This is a genomic window from Streptomyces araujoniae, assembly GCF_050871195.1.
In the GTDB taxonomy this organism is placed as follows: Bacteria; Actinomycetota; Actinomycetes; order Streptomycetales; family Streptomycetaceae; genus Streptomyces; species Streptomyces bacillaris.
This window is the reverse complement of record NZ_CP194070.1, coordinates 4,712,610-4,732,982: the sequence shown is the minus strand read 5'-3', so window position 1 is coordinate 4,732,982 and position 20,373 is coordinate 4,712,610. Positions and strand designations below refer to the sequence as shown.

General features: G+C 71.0%; 15 protein-coding genes. 4 read left to right on the top strand and 11 right to left on the bottom strand.

Features of this window, described 5'->3' with window-relative positions:
* Positions 1 to 26 precede the first annotated feature (26 nt).
* The 4 genes from ACQ9ZG_RS20320 to ACQ9ZG_RS20305 all read left to right on the top strand — a co-directional run bounded on the left by ACQ9ZG_RS20320 (position 27) and on the right by ACQ9ZG_RS20305 (position 4,941).
* Positions 27 to 2,021, top strand: a complete 1,995-nt coding sequence (locus ACQ9ZG_RS20320) for a CocE/NonD family hydrolase (RefSeq protein ID WP_109915525.1) — start codon at positions 27 to 29, stop codon at positions 2,019 to 2,021.
* 247 nt (positions 2,022 to 2,268) lie between these two features.
* Entirely contained in the window at positions 2,269 to 3,498 is a 1,230-nt protein-coding gene (gene fahA / locus ACQ9ZG_RS20315; RefSeq protein ID WP_028416753.1) for a fumarylacetoacetase, read from the top strand.
* The gene (locus tag ACQ9ZG_RS20310; RefSeq protein WP_499281019.1) at positions 3,495 to 4,211 is read left to right on the top strand and encodes a GOLPH3/VPS74 family protein; all 717 of its coding nucleotides are present in this window, start codon (positions 3,495 to 3,497) and stop codon (positions 4,209 to 4,211) included. Before fahA ends, ACQ9ZG_RS20310 begins: the two co-directional genes overlap by 4 nt.
* Before the next feature lie 121 nt (positions 4,212 to 4,332).
* Positions 4,333 to 4,941, top strand: a complete 609-nt coding sequence (locus ACQ9ZG_RS20305; RefSeq protein WP_109914769.1) for a Uma2 family endonuclease — start codon at positions 4,333 to 4,335, stop codon at positions 4,939 to 4,941.
* 22 nt (positions 4,942 to 4,963) lie between these two features.
* Here the strand turns inward: ACQ9ZG_RS20305 and recQ are convergent, their stop codons facing one another.
* The 11 genes from recQ to nuoE form a co-directional block, all read right to left on the bottom strand.
* Entirely contained in the window at positions 4,964 to 7,060 is a 2,097-nt protein-coding gene (recQ, locus tag ACQ9ZG_RS20300; RefSeq protein ID WP_499281624.1) for a DNA helicase RecQ, read from the bottom strand.
* 189 nt (positions 7,061 to 7,249) lie between these two features.
* On the bottom strand, positions 7,250 to 8,914 hold the full coding sequence (gene nuoN, locus ACQ9ZG_RS20295; RefSeq protein ID WP_181398085.1) for an NADH-quinone oxidoreductase subunit NuoN: 1,665 nt from the start codon (positions 8,912 to 8,914) through the stop codon (positions 7,250 to 7,252).
* Positions 8,911 to 10,482, bottom strand: coding sequence for an NADH-quinone oxidoreductase subunit M (locus ACQ9ZG_RS20290; protein WP_028416756.1), 1,572 nt, complete (start codon positions 10,480 to 10,482; stop codon positions 8,911 to 8,913). Before ACQ9ZG_RS20290 ends, nuoN begins: the two co-directional genes overlap by 4 nt.
* 4 nt (positions 10,483 to 10,486) lie before the next feature.
* Positions 10,487 to 12,382: an NADH-quinone oxidoreductase subunit L gene (gene nuoL, locus ACQ9ZG_RS20285; protein ID WP_109914454.1), complete on the bottom strand. Its 1,896-nt coding sequence runs from the start codon at positions 12,380 to 12,382 to the stop codon at positions 10,487 to 10,489.
* Between the two features lie 13 nt (positions 12,383 to 12,395).
* Entirely contained in the window at positions 12,396 to 12,695 is a 300-nt protein-coding gene (nuoK, locus tag ACQ9ZG_RS20280; protein WP_018490724.1) for an NADH-quinone oxidoreductase subunit NuoK, read from the bottom strand.
* Positions 12,692 to 13,561 (bottom strand): NADH-quinone oxidoreductase subunit J, encoded by an 870-nt coding sequence (locus tag ACQ9ZG_RS20275; protein ID WP_109914453.1) that lies wholly within the window; start codon positions 13,559 to 13,561, stop codon positions 12,692 to 12,694. The genes nuoK and ACQ9ZG_RS20275 overlap by 4 nt, the downstream gene beginning before the upstream one ends.
* Positions 13,558 to 14,256 carry an NADH-quinone oxidoreductase subunit NuoI gene (gene nuoI, locus ACQ9ZG_RS20270; protein WP_078562540.1) on the bottom strand — a complete coding sequence of 233 codons (699 nt, stop codon included), beginning with the start codon at positions 14,254 to 14,256 and terminating at the stop codon, positions 13,558 to 13,560. Before nuoI ends, ACQ9ZG_RS20275 begins: the two co-directional genes overlap by 4 nt.
* The gene (nuoH, locus tag ACQ9ZG_RS20265) at positions 14,249 to 15,649 is read right to left on the bottom strand and encodes an NADH-quinone oxidoreductase subunit NuoH (protein ID WP_050451264.1); all 1,401 of its coding nucleotides are present in this window, start codon (positions 15,647 to 15,649) and stop codon (positions 14,249 to 14,251) included. The genes nuoI and nuoH overlap by 8 nt, the downstream gene beginning before the upstream one ends.
* Entirely contained in the window at positions 15,649 to 18,159 is a 2,511-nt protein-coding gene (locus ACQ9ZG_RS20260) for an NADH-quinone oxidoreductase subunit G (protein ID WP_028416760.1), read from the bottom strand. The genes nuoH and ACQ9ZG_RS20260 overlap by 1 nt, the downstream gene beginning before the upstream one ends.
* Entirely contained in the window at positions 18,156 to 19,529 is a 1,374-nt protein-coding gene (gene nuoF / locus ACQ9ZG_RS20255) for an NADH-quinone oxidoreductase subunit NuoF (RefSeq protein ID WP_181398381.1), read from the bottom strand. Before nuoF ends, ACQ9ZG_RS20260 begins: the two co-directional genes overlap by 4 nt.
* Positions 19,526 to 20,350, bottom strand: coding sequence for an NADH-quinone oxidoreductase subunit NuoE (gene nuoE / locus ACQ9ZG_RS20250; RefSeq protein ID WP_018490718.1), 825 nt, complete (start codon positions 20,348 to 20,350; stop codon positions 19,526 to 19,528). Before nuoE ends, nuoF begins: the two co-directional genes overlap by 4 nt.
* Positions 20,351 to 20,373 lie beyond the last annotated feature (23 nt).

Sequence of the window (20,373 nt, the reverse complement as noted above, 5' to 3'; positions counted from 1 at the left end):
TCCCCCGTCCCCCACCGAGGTGACCCATGAACATCACGACCGAGTTCCCGTACGAGACGACCCGCGAGGACGTCCGCATCCCGCTCCCCGGCGGAACCCTGCTCTACGCCCGGATCTGGCGCCCCCTGACCGACGAACCGGTCCCCGCGCTGCTGGAGTACCTGCCCTACCGGCTCGGCGACTGGACCGCCCCCCGCGACTGGCAGCGCCACCCCTGGTACGCGGGCCACGGCTACGCCTCCGTCCGGGTCGACGTCCGGGGCCACGGCAACAGCGAGGGGCTGCCGGGCGACGAGTACGACGCCCAGGAGCTGGCCGACGGGGTGGCCGTCATCCACTGGCTGGCCCAGCAGGAGTGGTGCTCGGGCCGGGTCGGCATGTTCGGGATCTCCTGGGGCGGCTTCAACTCGCTCCAGATCGCCGCGCTCGCCCCCGACCCGCTGAAGGCGATCGTCACCGTCTGCTCGGCCGACGACCGGTACGACAACGACGTCCACTACATGGGCGGCTCGGTCCTCGCCGTGGACATGCACGCCTGGGCCGCCACCATGCTCGCCTTCGTCGCCCGCCCGCCGGACCCGGCGCAGGTCGGCGACGCGTGGAAGGCGATGTGGCTGAAGCGGCTGGAGGCGGTCGAACCCTTCAGCCACACCTGGCTGGCCCACCAGAGCCGGGACGACTACTGGAAGCACGGCAGCGTCTGCGAGGACTACGGGGCGATCAAGGCGAACGTCCTCGCGGTCGGCGGCTGGCACGACCCGTACCGGGACACCGTCCTCCGGCTGGTCGAGCACCTCGACCCCGGGCAGGTGCGCGGGATCATCGGCCCGTGGTCGCACCAGTACCCCGACCGGGGGCTGCCGCCGGGGCCCGCGATCGGCTTCCTCCAGGAGACGCTGCGCTGGTGGGACCAGCACCTGAAGGGCAAGGAGACCGGCGTGATGCGGGAGCCGCTGCTGCGGTCCTGGATCAGCGGCTCGCACCCGCCCGCCACGGTGTACGAGACGCTGCCCGGCCGGTGGGTCGGGGACGCCTCCTGGCCCTCGGAGAACGTCAGCCCGGTGGCGTACGCGCTCCAGGGCGGTGAGCGGATCGTCGACTCGCCGCAGCAGACCGGGCTGGACGCGGGGCGGTTCTTCCCGTTCGGCAACGAGGCGGACCTGCCGCCGGACCAGCGGGACGAGGACGCGAAGTCGGTGTCGTTCGAGTTCCCGGTGGAGGATGCGCCGATCGAGATCCTGGGCCGCCCCCGGGTGAAGCTCCGCCTCCGGATGGACGTCCCGCGCGGGCAGGTCGTCGCCCGGCTCTGCGACGTGGCGCCCGACGGGGCCTCCACCCTGGTCACCCGGGGCGCCCTCAACCTGGCCGCCCGGCACGGCCGCGACCGCACCGACGACTGGCCGCCCGGCGAGACCGAGGACGTGGTCCTCGACCTCAACGGCATCGGCCACACCTTCCCGCCCGGCCACCGCATCCGGATCGCCGTCTCCTCCGCGTACTGGCCCTGGATCTGGCCCCAGGCGGGCTCGGCCGGCTTCACGCTCGACACCGACGGCAGCTTCGTCGAGCTGCCGGTGCGCCGCCACACCGAGGACCCGGCGATCACCTTCGGCGAACCGGAACAGTCCGAACCGCTCGGCGTGGTCTACCCGGTCACGCTGGAGGAGCCGCGCCCCGAACGGCTCGTCGTCCGCGATGTCGCCAAGGGCGAGTGGCGGCTGGAGGTGGACCCCCGCTACGGCGGTACGCGGGTCTACCCGGACGGCCTCGAATTCACCGAGGACGCCCTGGAGACGTACACGATCCAGCAGGACGACCCGCTCTCCGCCCGCACCCGCTCCGACTGGCGGATCCGGCTGCACCGGCCGGAGATGGCCTGGGACGTGGAGATCGAGACGCGCTCCGAGATCACCGCCGACGAACACGACTTCATCACGTCCGACGAAGTGATCTGCAAGGACGGCGGCGAGATCGTCTTCCACCGGACGTGGGAGAAGCGGATTCCGCGCACGGCGGGCTGAGCGCCCCGATGAGGTGGCGGGCTGAGCGGTCCCACCCCGGCGAGCAGGCCGAACGCCCCGCTGAGCGGAGTGCGCACTCCGCTCAGCGGACCGTCCGCCCCACCGACGGGTTCCCCCGGAACTCCGGGAGGACCCGTCGAACTTTCCGGGCAATGGGCACAGTTGGGGAGGGTCCGGGCACTGCCGTGGGGCAGGGCCTCCGACGTAACGTGTCCTCCACACGACCTGGAAAGCGAGGCAGCAACACATGCCCGAGCAGAGCAGCCCGCTCGACCTCCCCGAGGGCGACCCCTTCGGCCCGCACAACCTTCCCTACGGTGTGTTCTCCACCCCCGACCGCCCCGAGGACCGCCGGGTCGGTGTCCGCATCGGCAACCACGTCCTGGACGCCGGCGCCGCCGCCCACGCCCTCGGCTCGCCCTACGCCGGGCTGCTGGCCCAGCCGAGCCTGACGCCGCTGCTCGCGGCGGGCCGCACCGCCTGGAGCGATGTGCGCCGCGCGCTCACCGCCTGGGTCACGGTCCCCGCCCACCGCTCGGACATCGAACCGCTGCTGCACCCGGTGGACGAGGTGACCCTGCACCTGCCGTACGAGGTCGCGGACTACGTCGACTTCTACGCCAGCGAGCACCACGCCACCAACGTCGGGCAGATGTTCCGGCCGGACGGCGACGCGCTCACCCCCAACTGGAAGCACCTGCCGATCGGTTACCACGGCCGCTCCGGCACCGTCGTGGTCTCCGGTACGGACGTGGTCCGCCCCAGCGGCCAGCGCAAGGCCCCCACCGACCCGGCGCCCGTCTTCGGGCCCTCGGTGAAGCTCGACATCGAGGCGGAGGTCGGCTTCCTCGTCGGCGTCCCCTCCGCCCACGGCACCCCGGTCCCGCTGGCCGGCTTCCGCGAGCACGTCTTCGGGCTCTTCCTCCTCAACGACTGGTCGGCGCGCGACCTCCAGGCCTGGGAGTACGTGCCGCTGGGCCCGTTCCTCGGCAAGTCCTTCGCCACCTCCGTATCGGCGTGGGTCACCCCGCTGGAGGCCCTGGACGCGGCCCGCACCGAACCGCCCGCCCGGGACGTCCCCCTCCTCCCCTACCTGGACGACTCCGGCGAGGAGGAGCACGGCGGCTTCGACATCCGGATCACGGTGGAGATCAACGGCCAGGCCGTCTCCGAGCCGCCGTTCGCCACGATGTACTGGACGGCGGCCCAGCAGCTCGCGCACATGACGGTCAACGGCGCCTCGCTGCGAACGGGCGACCTGTACGGCTCCGGCACGGTCAGCGGCCCGGAGACCGCCCAGCGCGGCTCGCTCCTGGAACTGACGTGGAACGGCCGCGACCCCCTCGAACTCCCCGAGGGCAAGCGGACGTTCCTGGAGGACGGCGACACGGTCACCCTGACCGCCTGGGCCCCGGGCCCGCACGGCACCCGGGTGGGCCTGGGCGATGTGACCGGCAGGATCGTCACGGCACCATGACGACCCCCGCGGCCTCCGGCCCCGGCACCCCCGCGCTGACGCTCCCCGAGGAGCTGATCCTGCTCACCCTGGACCCGGGGAGCGGCAAGCCGCTGTGCGCGGCGGCCGCCCTCGCGTACGGGGCGGCGGGGGCGGCGCTCGCGGAGCTGGAGCTCCAGGGCCGGATACGCGAGGAGCGCGGCCGGGTCCAGGTGGTGAACCCGCTGGACCCGGCCGACCCGCGCCTCGCAGCCCTGCTGCGCACCCTGCCCCAGGGCAAGGCCCCCCGCTCGGGGACGCGCGCCCGGCGCTGGGTGGCCGACTTCGACCGGCACGTGCGGGACACCCACCTGGACTCCCTGGTCGACCGCTCCGTGCTCTCCCGGGAGACCCGCCGCGTCCTCGGCCTCTTCCCGTACCACCGCCACTTCCCGGTCCACCCGGACCTGGTGCCCGGCCTCCGCAGGCGCTTCGCCCACGCCGAGAAGGCCGGCTACCCCGACCCCCGCGACCGCCTCCTGGCCGCCCTGGTCTCCGCGCTGGGCCTCGCCTCCGCCCTCACCCGCAACGGCCGCCCCGGCCGCACCGCGATGAAGGTCCTGCGCCGCTCCGAGTGGACCGCGACGGCCGTCCACCACAACGTGAAGCAGAGCGAGTCCGGCGGGGGCGGCGGAAGCGACGGCTGGAGCGGCGACAGCGGGGGCGGGGGCGGCTGCGGCGGGGGCGGGGACTGACGGGTGCCGCCCGGGAGCCGGTCAGCGGTGCGTGATGCGGCCACACGTTCGGGGGAGCCTTATCCGGTTTCCGGCGGATACGCTGGTCAGGCCCGCGAGACTCCTCCCCATGGGAGCAATGATGAGCATCGAGCCCGAGGCCTCCGAGCCGCGGTGGGCGGTCCCGCCCGAGGGCGGCTGGACCGCCGATGACCTGGACACACTCCCGAATCTGCCTCCGCACACGGAGCTGATCGACGGGAGCCTCGTTTTCGTGAGTCCGCAGACCCTGTTCCACACCCGGGCGGTCAGCTTCTTCGAGTGGCAGTTGCAGTCCCTGGCGCCGCCCGAGCTGGAGGTCGTGCGCGAGTTCACCATCGACATCGACCGCTACAACCGGCCCGAGCCCGATGTGATCGTCATCGGCGGTGATGTCATCCAGGACGCGGACCAGACCCGGTTCCCCGCCGAATCGGTACGCCTCGCGATCGAGGTCGTCTCCCCCGAGTCCCGGTCCCGCGACCGGGAGACCAAGCCCGTGAAGTACGCCCGTGCCCGCATCCCCCACTACTGGCGGGTGGAGAACCACGACGGACGGGCCGTGGTGTACGTCTTCGAGCTGGAACCGGCCACCGGGGCGTACACCTCCACCGGGATCTTCCACGACCGGATGAAGGCGTCGGTGCCGTTCCCCGTGGACCTGGACCTCACCGCGATCACACCCCGGCGCCGGGCGGCGGACCAGCAGTAGCCCCGCCGCCCGGGCCGCGCCCTCACTCGTACTCGGGCGGTTCCTCGTCCCAGGCGAACTCGGGGTCGCCGTACTGCTGGGCGGCGGCCGGGGGCCGCGGGGCCTGGTCGGTACGGGCCGGGGCCCCGGGGGCCTTCGTGCGAGACGGGGCCGCCGCCGGGAGGGGCGTGGGAGCCGCTGCCTCCGAGGGGGCCGGTGCGTCCGTGGCAGCCGCCGCCCCCGGGGACGTCTCCGCCAGGACCTCCAGCACGCCCTCCCCGTACGTCGCGAGCTTCTTCTCGCCCAGGCCGCTGATCCCGCCCAGCTCCGCCAGGGACGTCGGGTGGACCGTGGCGATCTCCCGCAACGTCGCGTCGTGGAAGATCACGTACGCCGGAACGCCCTGCTCCTTGGCCGTCGCGCCGCGCCAGGCCCGCAGGGCCTCGAAGACGGGGACCGCGGACGACGGAAGATCGGCCGGGGCCGCCTTGCCCTTGGCCCCCTTGCCGCCGGACGAGGACGACGAGCGGGTCGTGGGCTTCTTGGGCTCCTTGCGGAGCAGGACCTCGCGCTCGCGGCCGAGGACCGTGGCGCTGGCGTCGGTGAGGACCAGCGTGCCGTACTCCCCCTCCACCGCCAGCAGGCCCTGGGCCAGCAGCTGACGAACCACGCCGCGCCACTCCGCCTCGGCCAGCTCCTCGCCGATGCCGAAGACGGAGAGCTGGTCGTGGTCGAACTGGATCACCTTGGCGGTCTTGCGGCCCAGCAGGATGTCGACGATCTGGCCCGCGCCGAACTTCTGGTTCCGCTCGCGCTTGAGGCGGACCACCGTGGAGAGCAGCTTCTGCGCGACGACCGTGCCGTCCCAGGTCTCCGGCGGGGTCAGGCAGGTGTCGCAGTTGCCGCAGTTCGCCGCGGTGGGCTCCTGGCCGAAGTAGGTCAGCAGCTGGGACCGGCGGCACTGGACCGTCTCGCAGAGGGCCAGCATCGAATCGAGGTGGGCGGCGGCCCGGCGGCGGAACGCCTCGTCGCCCTCTCCGCCCTGGATGAGCTTGCGCTGCTGGACGACGTCCTGGAGTCCGTACGCCATCCACGCCGTCGACGGCTCCCCGTCCCGGCCCGCGCGGCCCGTCTCCTGGTAGTACCCCTCGACGGACTTCGGGAGGTCCAGGTGGGCGACGAAGCGGACGTCCGGCTTGTCGATGCCCATGCCGAAGGCGATGGTCGCGACGACGACGAGACCCTCCTCACGGAGGAAGCGCGACTGGTGGGCGGCGCGCGTCCCGGCGTCCAGGCCCGCGTGGTACGGCACGGCTTCGATGCCGTTGCGGGTGAGGTACTCCGCGATCTTCTCGGTGGAGTTGCGCGAGAGGCAGTAGACGATGCCCGCGTCCCCGGCGTGCTCCTCCTGGAGGAAGGTGAGGAGCTGCTTCTTCGGGTCGGACTTCGGGACGATCCGGTACTGGATGTTGGGCCGGTCGAAGCTGGCGACGAAGTGCTTCGCCTCCGGCATGCCGAGGCGGCGGGTGATCTCCTGGTGCGTGGCGTCCGTGGCGGTCGCCGTCAGGGCGATGCGCGGGACGTCCGGCCACCGCTCACCCAGCACGGAGAGCGCCAGATAGTCCGGGCGGAAGTCGTGGCCCCACTGGGCGACACAGTGCGCCTCGTCGATCGCGAAGACGGAGATCTCGCCGCGGGCCAGCAGCGAGAGGGTGGAGTCCAGCCGCAGCCGCTCGGGGGCCAGGTAGAGGATGTCCAGCTCGCCCGCGAGGAACTGCGCCTCCATCGAGCGGCGCTCGTCGAAGTCCTGCGTGGAGTTCATGAAGCCGGCCCGGACGCCGAGTGCCCGCAGGGCGTCGACCTGGTCCTGCATGAGGGCGATCAGGGGGGAGACGACGACTCCGGTGCCGCGCCTGACCAGGGACGGGATCTGGTAGCAGAGGGACTTTCCGCCACCGGTCGGCATGAGCACGACGGCGTCGCCGCCGGCCACCACATGCTCGATGACCGCGCCCTGCTCGCCGCGGAACGCGTCGTACCCGAAGACCCGGTGCAGCGTCCGCAGCGCCTCGGTCTCGGCCCCGCCGGTGTTGCTGTCGGTGTCGGTCCCGTTGCCGGTCACCGTCCCGGTCACATCCATGGTCACGCCCAATGCTCTGTCCCCCGGGGTCCGTGCCCGTCCGGTCCGCCGTCGGTCGCCCGTCGTCCCGGCCGCACGCCCGGCCCTGTCCGTCCTTGCTCCGTCCCCGACCACGATAGGCGGCTCCTACGACAACGCCGGACGGTCTGTGGATATCGACCGTCCGGCGCTGTGCGGCAAGGGTTCCGGCTACCGCACGAAGACCCCCGCCTGGCCCGCCAGGTCCAGGAAGTACTGCGGGGCCAGGCCCAGCACCAGCGTGACCGCCACACCGACCGCGATCGTCGTCATGGTCAGCGGGGACGGGACGGCGACCGTGGGGCCGTCCGCCTTCGGCTCGCTGAAGAACATCAGGACGATCACCCGGATGTAGAAGAAGGCGGCGATGGCGGAGGAGATCACACCGACCACGACCAGCGCACCCGCGCCGCTCTCCGCAGCCGCCTTGAAGACGGCGAACTTCCCGGAGAAGCCCGAGGTGAGCGGGATCCCGGCGAAGGCGAGCAGGAACACCGCGAAGACCGCCGCGACCAGCGGCGAGCGGCGGCCGAGCCCGGCCCACTTCGACAGGTGCGTGGCCTCGCCGCCCGCGTCCCGTACCAGCGTGACGACCGCGAAGGCGCCGACCGTCACGAAGGAGTACGCGCCCAGGTAGAAGAGGACCGAGGAGACTCCCTCCGGACTGGTGGCGATCACACCGGCCAGGATGAAGCCCGCGTGCGCGATCGAGGAGTAGGCCAGCAGCCGCTTGATGTCGGTCTGGGTGATCGCGACGACCGCCCCGCCCACCATCGTGACGATCGCGACCGCCCACAGCACCGGCCGCAGGTCCCAGGTGAGCCCGGGGAGCGCCACGTACAGCAGGCGCAGCAGCGCGCCGAACGCGGCGACCTTGGTGGCGGCGGCCATGAAGCCGGTGACCGGGGTCGGTGCGCCCTGGTAGACGTCCGGGGTCCACATGTGGAACGGGACGGCACCGACCTTGAAGAGCAGGCCGGTCAGGATCAGCGCGCCGCCCATGAGCAGCAGCGCGTCGTTGCCCATGGTGCCGGCGAGGGCGGGGTCGATCTCCAGGACCGCGCCGTCGACGACGTTGGCGATGGTGGCGTACGAGAGGGAGCCCGCGTAGCCGTAGAGGAGGGCGATCCCGAAGAGCATGAACGCCGAGGAGAACGCGCCGAGCAGGAAGTACTTCACGGCCGCCTCCTGCGACATCAGCCGCTTGCGGCGGGCGAGGGCGCAGAGGAGGTAGAGCGGGAGCGAGAAGACTTCCAGCGCGATGAAGAGCGTCAGCAGGTCGTTGGCGGCGGGGAAGACGAGCATGCCCGCCACCGAGAACAGCGTCAGCGGGAAGACCTCGGTGGTGGTGAAGCCCGCGCGGACGGCGGCCTTCTCGCTGTCGCTGCCGGGGACCGTGCCGGCCTGGGCGGCGAAGGAGTCGACCTTCCTGCCGTGGGCCGTCGGGTCGAGCCGCCGCTCGGCGAAGGTGAAGACGGCCACCACGGCGACCAGGAGGATGGTCCCCTGCAGGAACAGGGTGGGGCCGTCGGTCGCGATGGCCCCCATGGCCGCGATCTGGGCCTTGGTGGTGGCGTATCCGCCGGCCGCGAGGGAGACCACGGCGGCGAACGCGGCGGCCAGCGCCACCACGGTCAGCAGGAGCTGGGTGTGGTAGCGGGCCTTACGCGGGACGAAGGCCTCGACCAGGATGCCCAGGACGGCCCCGATCACGACGATCATGACGGGTGCCAGCTGGGCGTACTCGATGGTGGGCGCCGTGAAGCGGTCCCCCGGGGCTGCGGATGTCACCCCGCTCGCCGTCGTCCACAGGCTGTGGACAGCTGTTGCGCTCACTTGGCGGCCTCCACCTCGGGCTGGGGGTCCTTCTTCTGTACGTCGGACATGGTGTGCTGGACCGCCGGGTTGACGACCTCGGTGAGCGGCTTCGGGAAGACGCCCAGGAAGAGCAGGAGCGCGATCAGCGGCACGGCGACCGCCAGCTCACGCGCCTTGAGGTCGGGCATGGTGCGGACCGACTCGTTGACCGGGCCGGTCATCGTCCGCTGGTAGAGGACCAGGACGTAGAGCGCGGCGAGCACGATGCCGGTGGTGGCGATGATCCCGGCCACCGGATAGGCGCTGAACGTGCCGACCAGGACCAGGAACTCGCTGACGAACGGGGCGAGTCCCGGCAGCGACAGCGTCGCCAGACCGCCGATGAGGAAGGTGCCCGCCAGCACGGGGGCGACCTTCTGCACCCCGCCGTAGTCCGCGATGAGCCGCGAGCCGCGCCGGGTGATGAGGAATCCGGCGACGAGCAGCAGCGCGGCGGTGGAGATGCCGTGGTTGACCATGTAGAGCGTGGCGCCCGACTGGCCCTGGCTGGTCATCGCGAAGATGCCGAGGATGATGAAGCCGAAGTGCGAGATCGAGGCGTAGGCGATGAGCCGCTTGATATCGCGCTGGCCGACCGCGAGCAGCGCTCCGTAGACGATGGAGACGAGCGCCAGGGCGATGACGACCGGGGTCGCCCACTTGCTCGCCTCCGGGAAGAGCCCGAGGCAGAAGCGGAGCATCGCGAAGGTGCCGACCTTGTCGACGATGGCGGTGATGAGCACGGCGACGGGTGCGGTGGCCTCGCCCATCGCGTTGGGCAGCCAGGTGTGCAGCGGCCAGAGCGGGGCCTTGATCGCGAAGGCGAGAAAGAACCCGAGGAAGAGCCACCGCTCGGTGCTGGTCGCCATCGCCAGGTCACCGTTGGCACGGGCCGCCGCGATCTCGGTGAGCGAGAAGCTGCCCGCGACCACGTAGAGCCCGATGACGGCGGCCAGCATGATCAGGCCGCCGGCCAGGTTGTAGAGGAGGAACTTGACCGCCGCGTACGAGCGTTGCTTCGCGGCGTTCTCGTCGCTGCCCCCGTGGGCCCGGTCCCCGAAGCCGCCGATGAGGAAGTACATCGGGATGAGCATGGCTTCGAAGAGGATGTAGAAGAGGAAGACGTCGGTCGCGAGGAACGACAGGATCACCATGGCCTCGACCATGAGGATCAGCGCGAAGAAGCCCTGGGTGGGGCGCCAGCGCGAGGACTTCGTCTCCAGGGGGTCGGCGTCGTGCCAGCCGGCCACGATGACGAACGGGATCAGCAGCGCGGTGAGCCCGAGGAGGGCCACCCCGATGCCGTCCACGCCCAGCTCGTACCGGACGCCGAAGTCGGCGATCCAGGCCTTGGACTCGGTGAGCTGGTAGCGGTCGCCGCCCGGCTCGAAGCGGGCGAAGACGATGCCCGCCAGGACGAGCGTGGAGAGCGAGAAGAGCAGCGCGACCCACTTGGCCACGGTGCGCTGTGCGGCGGGGACGGCGGCGGTGGCGATGGCTCCGATGGCCGGGAGCGCCGCCGTCGCGGTCAGGAGGGGAAAGGACATGTGATCAGACCGCCCTCATCAGCAGGGTCGCGGCGATGACGATCGCCGCGCCGCCGAACATCGAGACCGCGTAGGAGCGGGCATAGCCGTTCTGCAGCTTGCGCAGTCGGCCGGAGAGCCCGCCGACCGAGGCGGCCGTGCCGTTGACGACGCCGTCGACCAGGGAGTGGTCCACGTAGACCAGCGAGCGGGTGAGGTGCTCGCCGCCGCGGACCAGGACCACGTGGTTGAAGTCGTCCTGGAGCAGGTCGCGGCGGGCGGCCCGGGTGAGCAGCGAGCCGCGCGGGGCCACGACCGGCACCGGCTTGCGCCCGTACATCGCCCAGGCGATCGCGACGCCGATGACCAGGGCCACCACGGTGGCTCCGGTGACGGTGGCCACGCTCAGCGGGGAGTGGCCGTGGTCGTAACCGGTGACCGGCTCCAGCCAGTTGACGAAGCGGTCACCGATGGCGAAGAACCCGCCGGCGAAGACCGACCCGACGGCCAGCACGATCATCGGGATCGTCATGGACTTCGGGGACTCGTGCGGGTGCGGCTCGCGGCCCTCGGCGTCGGGCTGCCAGCGCTTCTCGCCGAAGAAGGTCATCAGCATCACGCGCGTCATGTAGAACGCGGTGATCGCGGCGCCGAGCAGGGCGACGGAGCCGAGGATCCAGCCCTCGGTGCCGCCCTTGGCGAAGGCCGCCTCGATGATCTTGTCCTTGGAGAAGAAGCCGGAGAGGCCCGGGAAGCCGATGATGGCGAGGTAGCCGAGGCCGAAGGTGATGAAGGTGACCGGCATGTACTTCCGCAGGCCGCCGTACTTGCGCATGTCGACCTCGTCGTTCATGCCGTGCATCACCGAACCGGCCCCCAGGAAGAGCCCGGCCTTGAAGAAGCCGTGCGTCACCAGGTGCATGATCGCGAAGATGTAGCCGATCGGGCCGAGGCCGGCGGCGAGGATCATGTAGCCGATCTGGGACATCGTGGAGCCGGCCAGCGCCTTCTTGATGTCGTCCTTGGCGCAACCGACGATCGCACCGAAGATCAGCGTGACGGCACCGACGATGGCGACGACGAGCTGGGCGTCCGGGGCGCCGTTGAAGATGGCGCCGGAGCGGACGATCAGATAGACACCGGCGGTGACCATGGTCGCGGCGTGGATGAGGGCGGAGACCGGGGTCGGGCCCTCCATCGCGTCACCGAGCCAGGACTGCAGCGGCACCTGGGCCGACTTGCCGCAGGCGGCGAGCAGCAGCATCAGGCCGATCGCCGTCAGCTTGCCCTCGCTGGTGTCCCCGGTCGCCTCCAGCACGGGCCCGAAGGCGAAGGTGCCGAAGGTGGTGAACATCAGCATGATGGCGATCGAGAGCCCCACGTCACCGACGCGGTTGACCAGGAACGCCTTCTTCGCGGCGGTGGCCGCGCTGGGCTTGTGCTGCCAGAAGCCGATGAGCAGGTACGACGCCAGACCGACGCCCTCCCACCCGACGTACAGCAGCAGGTAGTTGTCGGCGATGACCAGGATCAGCATCGCCGCGAGGAACAGGTTGAGATAGCCGAAGAAGCGGCGCCTGCGCTCGTCGTGCTCCATGTAGCCGATGGAGTAGATGTGGATCAGGGTGCCCACACCGGTGATGAGCAGGACGAACGTCATCGACAGCTGGTCGAGCTGGAAGGCGATGTCGGCCTGGAAGCCCTCCACCGGAATCCAGCTGAACAGGTGCTGGTGCAGGGCCCGGTCGTCGGCGCCCTTCCCCAGCATGTCGGTGAAGAGGACGACACCGATGACGAACGAGGCGGCGGCGAGTGCGGTGCCGAGCCAGTGCCCGGCCTTGTCCAGCCGTCGGCCGCCGCAGAGCAGGACCGCCGCTCCGAGCAGGGGCGCCGCGACGAGCAGCGCGATCAGGTTCTCCACGATTCCGGTCCCCTTACAGCTTCATCAGGCTGGCGTCGTCGACCGAGGCCGAGTGGCGGGAGCGGAACAGCGACACGATGATCGCGAGCCCGACGACGACTTCCGCGGCGGCGACGACCATCACGAAGAACGCGACGATCTGCCCGTCGAGGTTTCCGTGCATCCGGGAGAAGGTGACGAGCGCCAGGTTGCACGCGTTGAGCATCAGCTCGATGCACATGAACAGGACGATCACGTTCCGCCGGATCAGCACCCCGCAGGCGCCGATCGCGAAGAGCAGGGCCGCGAGGTAGAGGTAGTACACCGGGTTCACTTGGCGGCCTCCGAGTTATCCGCCGCGGAGGCGGGGTTGGCCCCCCGCGCCACGGCGTCCGCGTCCTCACGTCCGAGCCGCTCGCCGGAGCGCTGCTCCAGCGCCTTGAGATCGGCGAGCGCCTCCTGCGAGACATCGCGGATCTGGCCCCGGTTGCGCAGCGTCTTCATGACCGTCAGGTCGGACGGGGTGCCGTCGGGGAGCAGACCGGCGATGTCCACCGCGTTGTGCCGGGCGTAGACGCCGGGGGCGGGCAGCGGCGGGAGGTGCTTGCCCTCGCGCACGCGCTGCTCGGACAGCTCCCGCTGGGTCCGGGCCCGCTCGGTGCGCTCGCGGTGCGTGAGCACCATGGCCCCGACGGTCGCGGTGATCAGCAGGGCGCCGGTGATCTCGAACGCGAAGACGTACTTGGTGAAGATGAGGTTGGCGAGGCCCTCCACGTTCCCGCCGTGCAGGGCGTTGGCGGCGCCGAGCCCGTTGAACGTGGACAGCGACGCGTTGCCGATGCCCCCGATCAGCAGGATGCCGAAGCCGAGCCCGCAGCCGACGGCCAGCCAGCGCTGCCCCTTCAGGGTCTCCTTGAGGGAGTCCGCCGCGGTGACGCCGACGAGCATGACGACGAAGAGGAACAGCATCATGATCGCGCCGGTGTAGACGATGATCTGGACGATGCCGAGGAAATAGGCGCCGTTGGCGAGGTAGAAGACGGCCAGGATCACCATCGTCCCGGCGAGCGCCAGGGCGCTGTGCACGGCCTTCTTCAGCAGGATCGTGGCGAACGCGCCGATCACGGCGACGGTCCCCAGGATCCAGAACTGGACGGCCTCACCGGTGGAGGTGGTGGTGGCCGCGGCGATCGCGTTCATGCGCCCGCCCCCCTGTCCTGCCGTGCGCCGCCCGTGGACACGGACTCGGCGTCGGCGGACTCGTCGGACTTCTCCCGCTCGCCCTTGGAGAGCGCCGGCTGCACCACCGTGCCGGGGGCGGCCTCGGTGACCAGGCCCCGGTAGTAGTCCTGTTCGTCCATGCCGGGGTAGATCGCGTGCGGGCTGTCGACCATGCCCTCCTCCAGCCCCGCGAGCAGCTCGTCCTTGGTGTAGATGAGGCTCTCGCGGCTGGTGTTGGCCAGCTCGAACTCGTTGGTCATCGTCAGCGCCCGGGTGGGGCAGGCCTCGATGCAGAGTCCGCAGAGGATGCAGCGCGCGTAGTTGATCTGGTAGACGCGGCCGTACCGCTCGCCCGGGGAGTAGCGCTCCTCCTCGGTGTTGTCCGCGCCCTCCACGTAGATGGCGTCCGCCGGACACGCCCAGGCGCACAGCTCGCAGCCGACGCACTTCTCCAGGCCGTCCGGGTGGCGGTTGAGCTGGTGGCGGCCGTGGAAGCGGGGCGCCGTCACCTTCGGCGTCTCGGGGTACTGCTCGGTCAGCCGCTTCTTGAACATGGCCTTGAAGGTCACGCCGAAGCCGGCCACCGGGTTCTGGAACTTCTCCCCCGCCGAACCCGATTCGCCCGAGGACCCAGCGGATCCCGATGAGCCCGTGAGCTCTGGTTTCTCAGACACCGCCGGCCTCCTTTCCGTCACTCGCGTTTCCGTCACTCTGAGTATCGGGCCCACCACTGACAACGAGCTCCCGCTCGCGCCTCGGCACCCGCCTGGGCACCGGCGGCAGGGTCTGCCCGGGCAGCGGCGGCACCGGATAGCCGCCCGCCATCGGGTCGAAGGCGGGCTCCGGTCCGGCGGCCTCCTCCTGCGCCTTGGCCCTGCGGTCCCGGAACATGTCCACGACCAGGGAGATCAGCAGGATCGCGAGGACGGCCCCGCCGACGTACAGGACGATCCGCGAGAAGTCGTACCCCTCGTTCCGCAGCGCGCGGACGGTGGCGACGAGCATCAGCCAGCCCACCGAGACCGGGATGAGGACCTTCCAGCCGAGCTTCATCAGCTGGTCGTAGCGGACGCGTGGCAGGGTGCCGCGCAGCCAGATGAAGAAGAAGATCAGCAACTGGAGCTTGAGGAAGAACCAGAGGATCGGCCACCAGCCGTGGTTCGCCCCCTCCCAGAACGCGGAGATCGGGTACGGGGCGCGCCAGCCGCCGAGGAACAGCGTCACCGCGATCATCGACACGGTCACCATGTGGATGTACTCGGCGAGCATGAACATCGCGAACTTGATGGAGCTGTACTCGGTGTTGAAGCCGCCGACGAGGTCGCCCTCGGACTCCGGCATGTCGAATGGCGCCCGGCTGGCCTCACCGACCATCGTCACCATGTAGATGAGGAAGGACATCGGCAGCAGGATCAGGTACCAGCGGTCCGCCTGCGCCTCCACGATCGCGGAGGTCGACATCGACCCCGAGTAGAGGAAGACCGAGGCGAACGCGGCGCCCATGGCGATCTCGTAGCTGATCATCTGGGCACACGAGCGGATCCCGCCGAGCAGCGGGTACGTCGACCCGGAGGACCAGCCGCCGAGCACGAACCCGTACACCCCGACCGCGCCGACGGCGAGGATGTAGAGCGCGGCGATCGGCAGGTCGGTGAGCTGCATCGTCGTACGGGTGCCGAAGATCGAGATCTCGTTGCCCGCCGGGCCGAAGGGGATGACCGCGACGGCCATGAAGGCGGGGATCGCCGCGAGGATCGGGGCGAGGATGTAGACCGCCTTGTCCGCCCGCTTGACGATGACGTCTTCCTTCAGCATCAGCTTGACGCCGTCGGCGAGCGACTGGAGCAGCCCCCAGGGGCCGTGCCGGTTGGGGCCGATGCGCAGCTGCATCCAGGCGACGACCTTGCGCTCCCACACGATGGAGAAGAGCACGATCAGCATCAGGAACGCGAAGCAGAAGACCGCCTTGAGCAGCACCAGCCACCAGGGGTCGGTGCCGAACATCGAGAGATCCTCGGCGGCGAGGACGGCGCCCCCGGGCGCCGTCGCGAGTGCGGTGAGGCCCATCACGCTCGTACCTCCGATGGTTCGACGGGAGCACCCGGTGCGGCGGCGGGGCCGATGCGCACCAGGCCGCCGGGGTTCGCACCGGTGTCGGCGGGGATACCGCGTCCGACCGAGTTCAGCGGCACCCAGACCACGCGGTCCGGCATGTCGGTGACCTGGAGGGGGAGTTCGACGGTGCCGGTGGGGCCGGTGACGGCGAGCAGGTCGCCGTCCTTGACGCCGGTCTCGGCCGCGGTGGCGGGCGAGAGCCGGGCGAGCGCCGCGTGCCGGGTCCCGGCGAGCGCGGTGTCGCCCTCCTGGAGCCGGCCGAGGTCGAGCAGCAGCCGGTGGCCCGCGAGGATCGCCTCGCCGTCGCCCGGCCGGGGCAGCGGACGCGACGGTTCGCGCGGGTCGTCCGCGTGGCCGCCGTCCCAGCCGCCGAGCCGGTCCAGCTCGCGGCGGGCCGCGGTCAGGTCGGGCAGCGCGAAGTGCACGTCCATGGCGTCGGCCAGCATGTGCAGCACACGGGAGTCGGTCGGCGAGAGCGTGCGGGGCATCTGCTCCGGCTTCAGCGCCGCCTGGAACATCCGGACCCGGCCCTCCCAGTTGAGGAAGGTGCCGGACTTCTCCGCGACGGCGGCGACCGGGAGGACCACGTCGGCCCGCTCGGTGACCGTGCTCGGCCGCAGCTCCAGCGAGACCAGGAAGCCGACCTCGTCCAGAGCCTTCAGCGCCCGGGCCGGGTCGGGCAGGTCCTCCACGCCGACCCCGGCGACGAGCAGCGCGCCCAGTTCGCCGGTGGCCGCCGCCTCGATGATCTGGCCGGTGTCGCGGCCGTGGCGGGAGGGGAGTTCGGCGACGCGCCAGACGGCGGCCACCTCCTCCCGGGCCCGCGGGTCGGTGGCCGGGCGGCCGCCGGGGAGCAGCGAGGGGAGCGCGCCGGTCTCCACCGCGCCCCGGTCGCCCGCCCGGCGCGGAATCCACACCAGGCGTGCGCCGGTCGCGGTGGCGGTACGAATGACAGCGGAAAGTGCGCCGGGCACCCCCGCCAGCCGCTCCCCCACGATGATCAGGGAGTGCTCACCGCGCAACGCCTCGGCGGCGGCGGCCCCTTCGGCGTCCAGGCCGACCCCGCCCGCGAGCGCGTCCAGCCACTCGGTCTCGGTGCCGGGGGCGGCGGGCAGCAGCGTGCCGCCCGCCTTCACCAGGCCGCGCGTGGCGTGCGAGGCGAGGGCGAAGGTCTTCTGGCCGCTCTTGCGGTGGGCCTTGCGGAGCCGGAGGAAGACGCCGGGGGCCTCCTCCTCGGACTCGAATCCGACGAGCAGGACCGCGGGGGCCTTCTCCAGCGCGGAGTACGTGACTCCCTGGCCGTCCAGGTCCCGGCCGCGCCCGGCGACCCGGGCGGCCAGGAAGTCGGCCTCCTCGGCGCTGTGCACGCGGGAGCGGAAGTCGATGTCGTTGGTGTCGAGGGCGACCCGGGCGAACTTGCTGTACGCGTAGGAGTCCTCGACGGTCAGCCGGCCGCCGGTCAGGACGCCGGTACGGCCCCGGGCGGCGAGCAGTCCGGCCGCCGCGGCCTCCAGCGCCTCGGGCCAGCTCGCCGGCTCCAGGACGCCGTCGGCGTTGCGGACCAGCGGGGTGGTGAGGCGGTCGCGCTGCTGGGCGTAGCGGAAGCCGAACCTCCCCTTGTCGCAGATCCACTCCTCGTTGACCTCGGGCTCGTTGGCCGCGAGGCGCCGCATGACCTTGCCGCGCCGGTGGTCGGTGCGCATCCCGCAGCCGCCCGCGCACTGTTCGCACACCGAGGGGGTGGAGACCAGGTCGAAGGGGCGGGAGCGGAAGCGGTACGCCGCCGAGGTCAGCGCGCCCACCGGGCAGATCTGGATGGTGTTGCCGGAGAAGTACGACTCGAAGGGGTCGCCCTCGCCGGTGCCGACCTGCTGGAGGGCGCCGCGCTCGAGCAGCTCGATCATCGGGTCGCCCGCCACCTGGTTGGAGAACCGGGTGCAGCGCGCGCAGAGCACGCACCGCTCACGGTCCAGCAGCACCTGGGTGGAGATGGGGACCGGCTTCTCGAAGGTCCGCTTCTTGCCTTCGAAGCGGGATTCGGCGTCGCCGTGGGACATCGCCTGGTTCTGCAGCGGACACTCGCCGCCCTTGTCGCAGACCGGGCAGTCCAGCGGGTGGTTGATCAGCAGCAGCTCCATCACGCCCTTCTGCGCCTTCTCGGCGACAGGAGAGGTGATCTGCGACTTGACGACCATGCCGTCGGTGCAGGTGATGGTGCAGGAGGCCATCGGCTTCCGCTGGCCCTCGACCTCGACGATGCACTGGCGACAGGCGCCGGCCGGGTCGAGGAGCGGGTGGTCGCAGAAGCGCGGGATCTCGATGCCGAGGAGTTCGGCGGCGCGGATGACCAGGGTCCCCTTCGGGACGCTGATCTCGATGCCGTCGATGGTCAGCGTGACCAGGTCCTCGGGCGGGATGGCCGCCTCGCCGCCCCCGGAGGGCGCACTCGTGGTGACTGTCATGCGTTCACCCCCCGGTGAGCGTGTGCGGTCTTGTCGTCGGCCCAGGCCGTGGATTTCGCGGGGTCGAAGGGGCAGCCCTTGCCCGTGATGTGCTGTTCGTACTCCTCGCGGAAGTACTTGAGCGAGGAGAAGATCGGGGCGGCGGCGCCGTCGCCGAGCGCGCAGAACGACTTGCCGTTGATGTTGTCGGCGATGTCGTTGAGCTTGTCCAGGTCGGACATCTCACCCCTGCCCGCTTCGAGGTCGCGCATCAACTGGACCAGCCAGTACGTCCCTTCGCGGCAGGGAGTGCACTTGCCGCAGGACTCGTGGGCGTAGAACTCGGTCCAGCGGGTGACGGCCCGCACCACGCAGGTCGTCTCGTCGAAGCACTGGAGCGCCTTCGTGCCGAGCATGGAGCCGGCGGCGCCGACGCCCTCGTAGTCGAGGGGGACGTCGAGGTGCTCGTCGGTGAGAAGCGGGGTGGAGGAGCCGCCGGGGGTCCAGAACTTGAGGCGGTGGCCGGGGCGCATCCCGCCGCTCATGTCGAGCAGTTGGCGGAGCGTGATGCCGAGCGGGCCCTCGTACTGGCCGGGGCTGGCGACGTGGCCGCTGAGCGAGTAGAGCGTGAAGCCCGGGGACTTCTCGCTGCCCATCGACGTGAACCAGTCCTTGCCCTTGTTCAGGATCGCGGGAACCGAGGCGATGGACTCGACGTTGTTCACCACAGTGGGGCAGGCGTACAGACCGGCGACCGCAGGGAAGGGGGGCCGCAGCCGGGGCTGGCCACGCCGTCCTTCGAGAGAGTCGAGCAGCGCGGTTTCCTCACCACAGATGTACGCACCGGCACCCGCGTGCACCGTGAGTTCCAGATCGAGCCCTGAACCCAGGATGTTCGTCCCCAGATAGCCCGCCTCGTACGCCTCTCGTACGGCCTCGTGCAGTCGTCGCAGCACGGGGACGACCTCACCGCGCAGGTAGATGAACGCGTGCGACGAACGGATCGCGTAACAGGCGATCACGATGCCCTCGATGAGGCTGTGCGGGTTCGCGAAGAGGAGCGGGATGTCCTTGCAGGTCCCCGGCTCCGACTCGTCGGCGTTGACAACCAGATAGTGCGGTTTGCCATCGCCCTGCGGGATGAACTGCCACTTCATCCCGGTGGGGAAGCCGGCCCCGCCGCGTCCGCGCAGGCCGGATTCCTTGACGTACGCGATGAGGTCGTCGGGGTCCATGGCGAGGGCCTTGCGCAGCCCCTCGTACCCCTCGTGGCGGCGGTAGGTCTCCAGGGTCCAGGACTCGGGCTGGTCCCAGAAGGTGGAGAGGACGGGGGCGAGCAGCTTCTCGGGGCTCGTCCCGTTGTGGTCGATCTCGGCGGCCAAGGTCATCACTCCCCCTCCTCGGCGGCGGGCCCGGCCGGGTGCTCCGGGTCGGAGGCCGAGGTCTGCTGCGGTGCATCGTGCGAGCTGAGGTGCTCGGACGGCGAAGGGTCGTGCGGCCCGCCGTCCTTGGGCCGGCCGTCGCGCGGGGCGACGACGCGGGCCTTGGGCAGCGCCTCGCCCCTGGAGAGCCGGAGGCCGACGAGGGAGGCGGGGCCCGCGCCACCGGAGGCCTCGACGGCGCCGGGGCGCTCGTCGGGGAAGCCGGCCAGGATGCGGGCGGTCTCCTTGTACGAGCAGATCGGGGCGCCCCGGGTGGGCTCGACGGTCCGCCCGGCGATCAGGTCGTCGACGAGCTGCGTGGCGCTCTCGGGTGTCTGGTTGTCGAAGAACTCCCAGTTCACCATCACGACGGGCGCGAAGTCGCAGGCGGCGTTGCACTCGATGTGTTCGAGGGTGACCTTGCCGTCCTCGGTCGTCTCGCTGTTGCCGACGCCGAGGTGCTCCTTGAGCGTGTCGAAGATGGCGTCGCCGCCCATGACCGCGCACAGGGTGTTGGTGCAGACCCCTACCTGGTAGTCACCGCTGGGCTTGCGGCGGTACATGGAGTAGAAGGTGGCGACGGCCGTGACCTCGGCGGTGGTGAGGCCCAGCGTCTCGGCGCAGAAGGCCATCCCCGTACGGGAGACGTACCCCTCCTCGGACTGGACGAGGTGGAGCAGCGGCAGCAGGGCGGAGCGGCTCTCCGGGTAGCGGGCGATCACCTCCTTCGCGTCCGCGTCGAGCCGGGCGCGCACGTCGGCCGGGTAGGGGGTGGCGGGGAGCTGCGGCATCCCCAGACTGACCTCTTGATTTG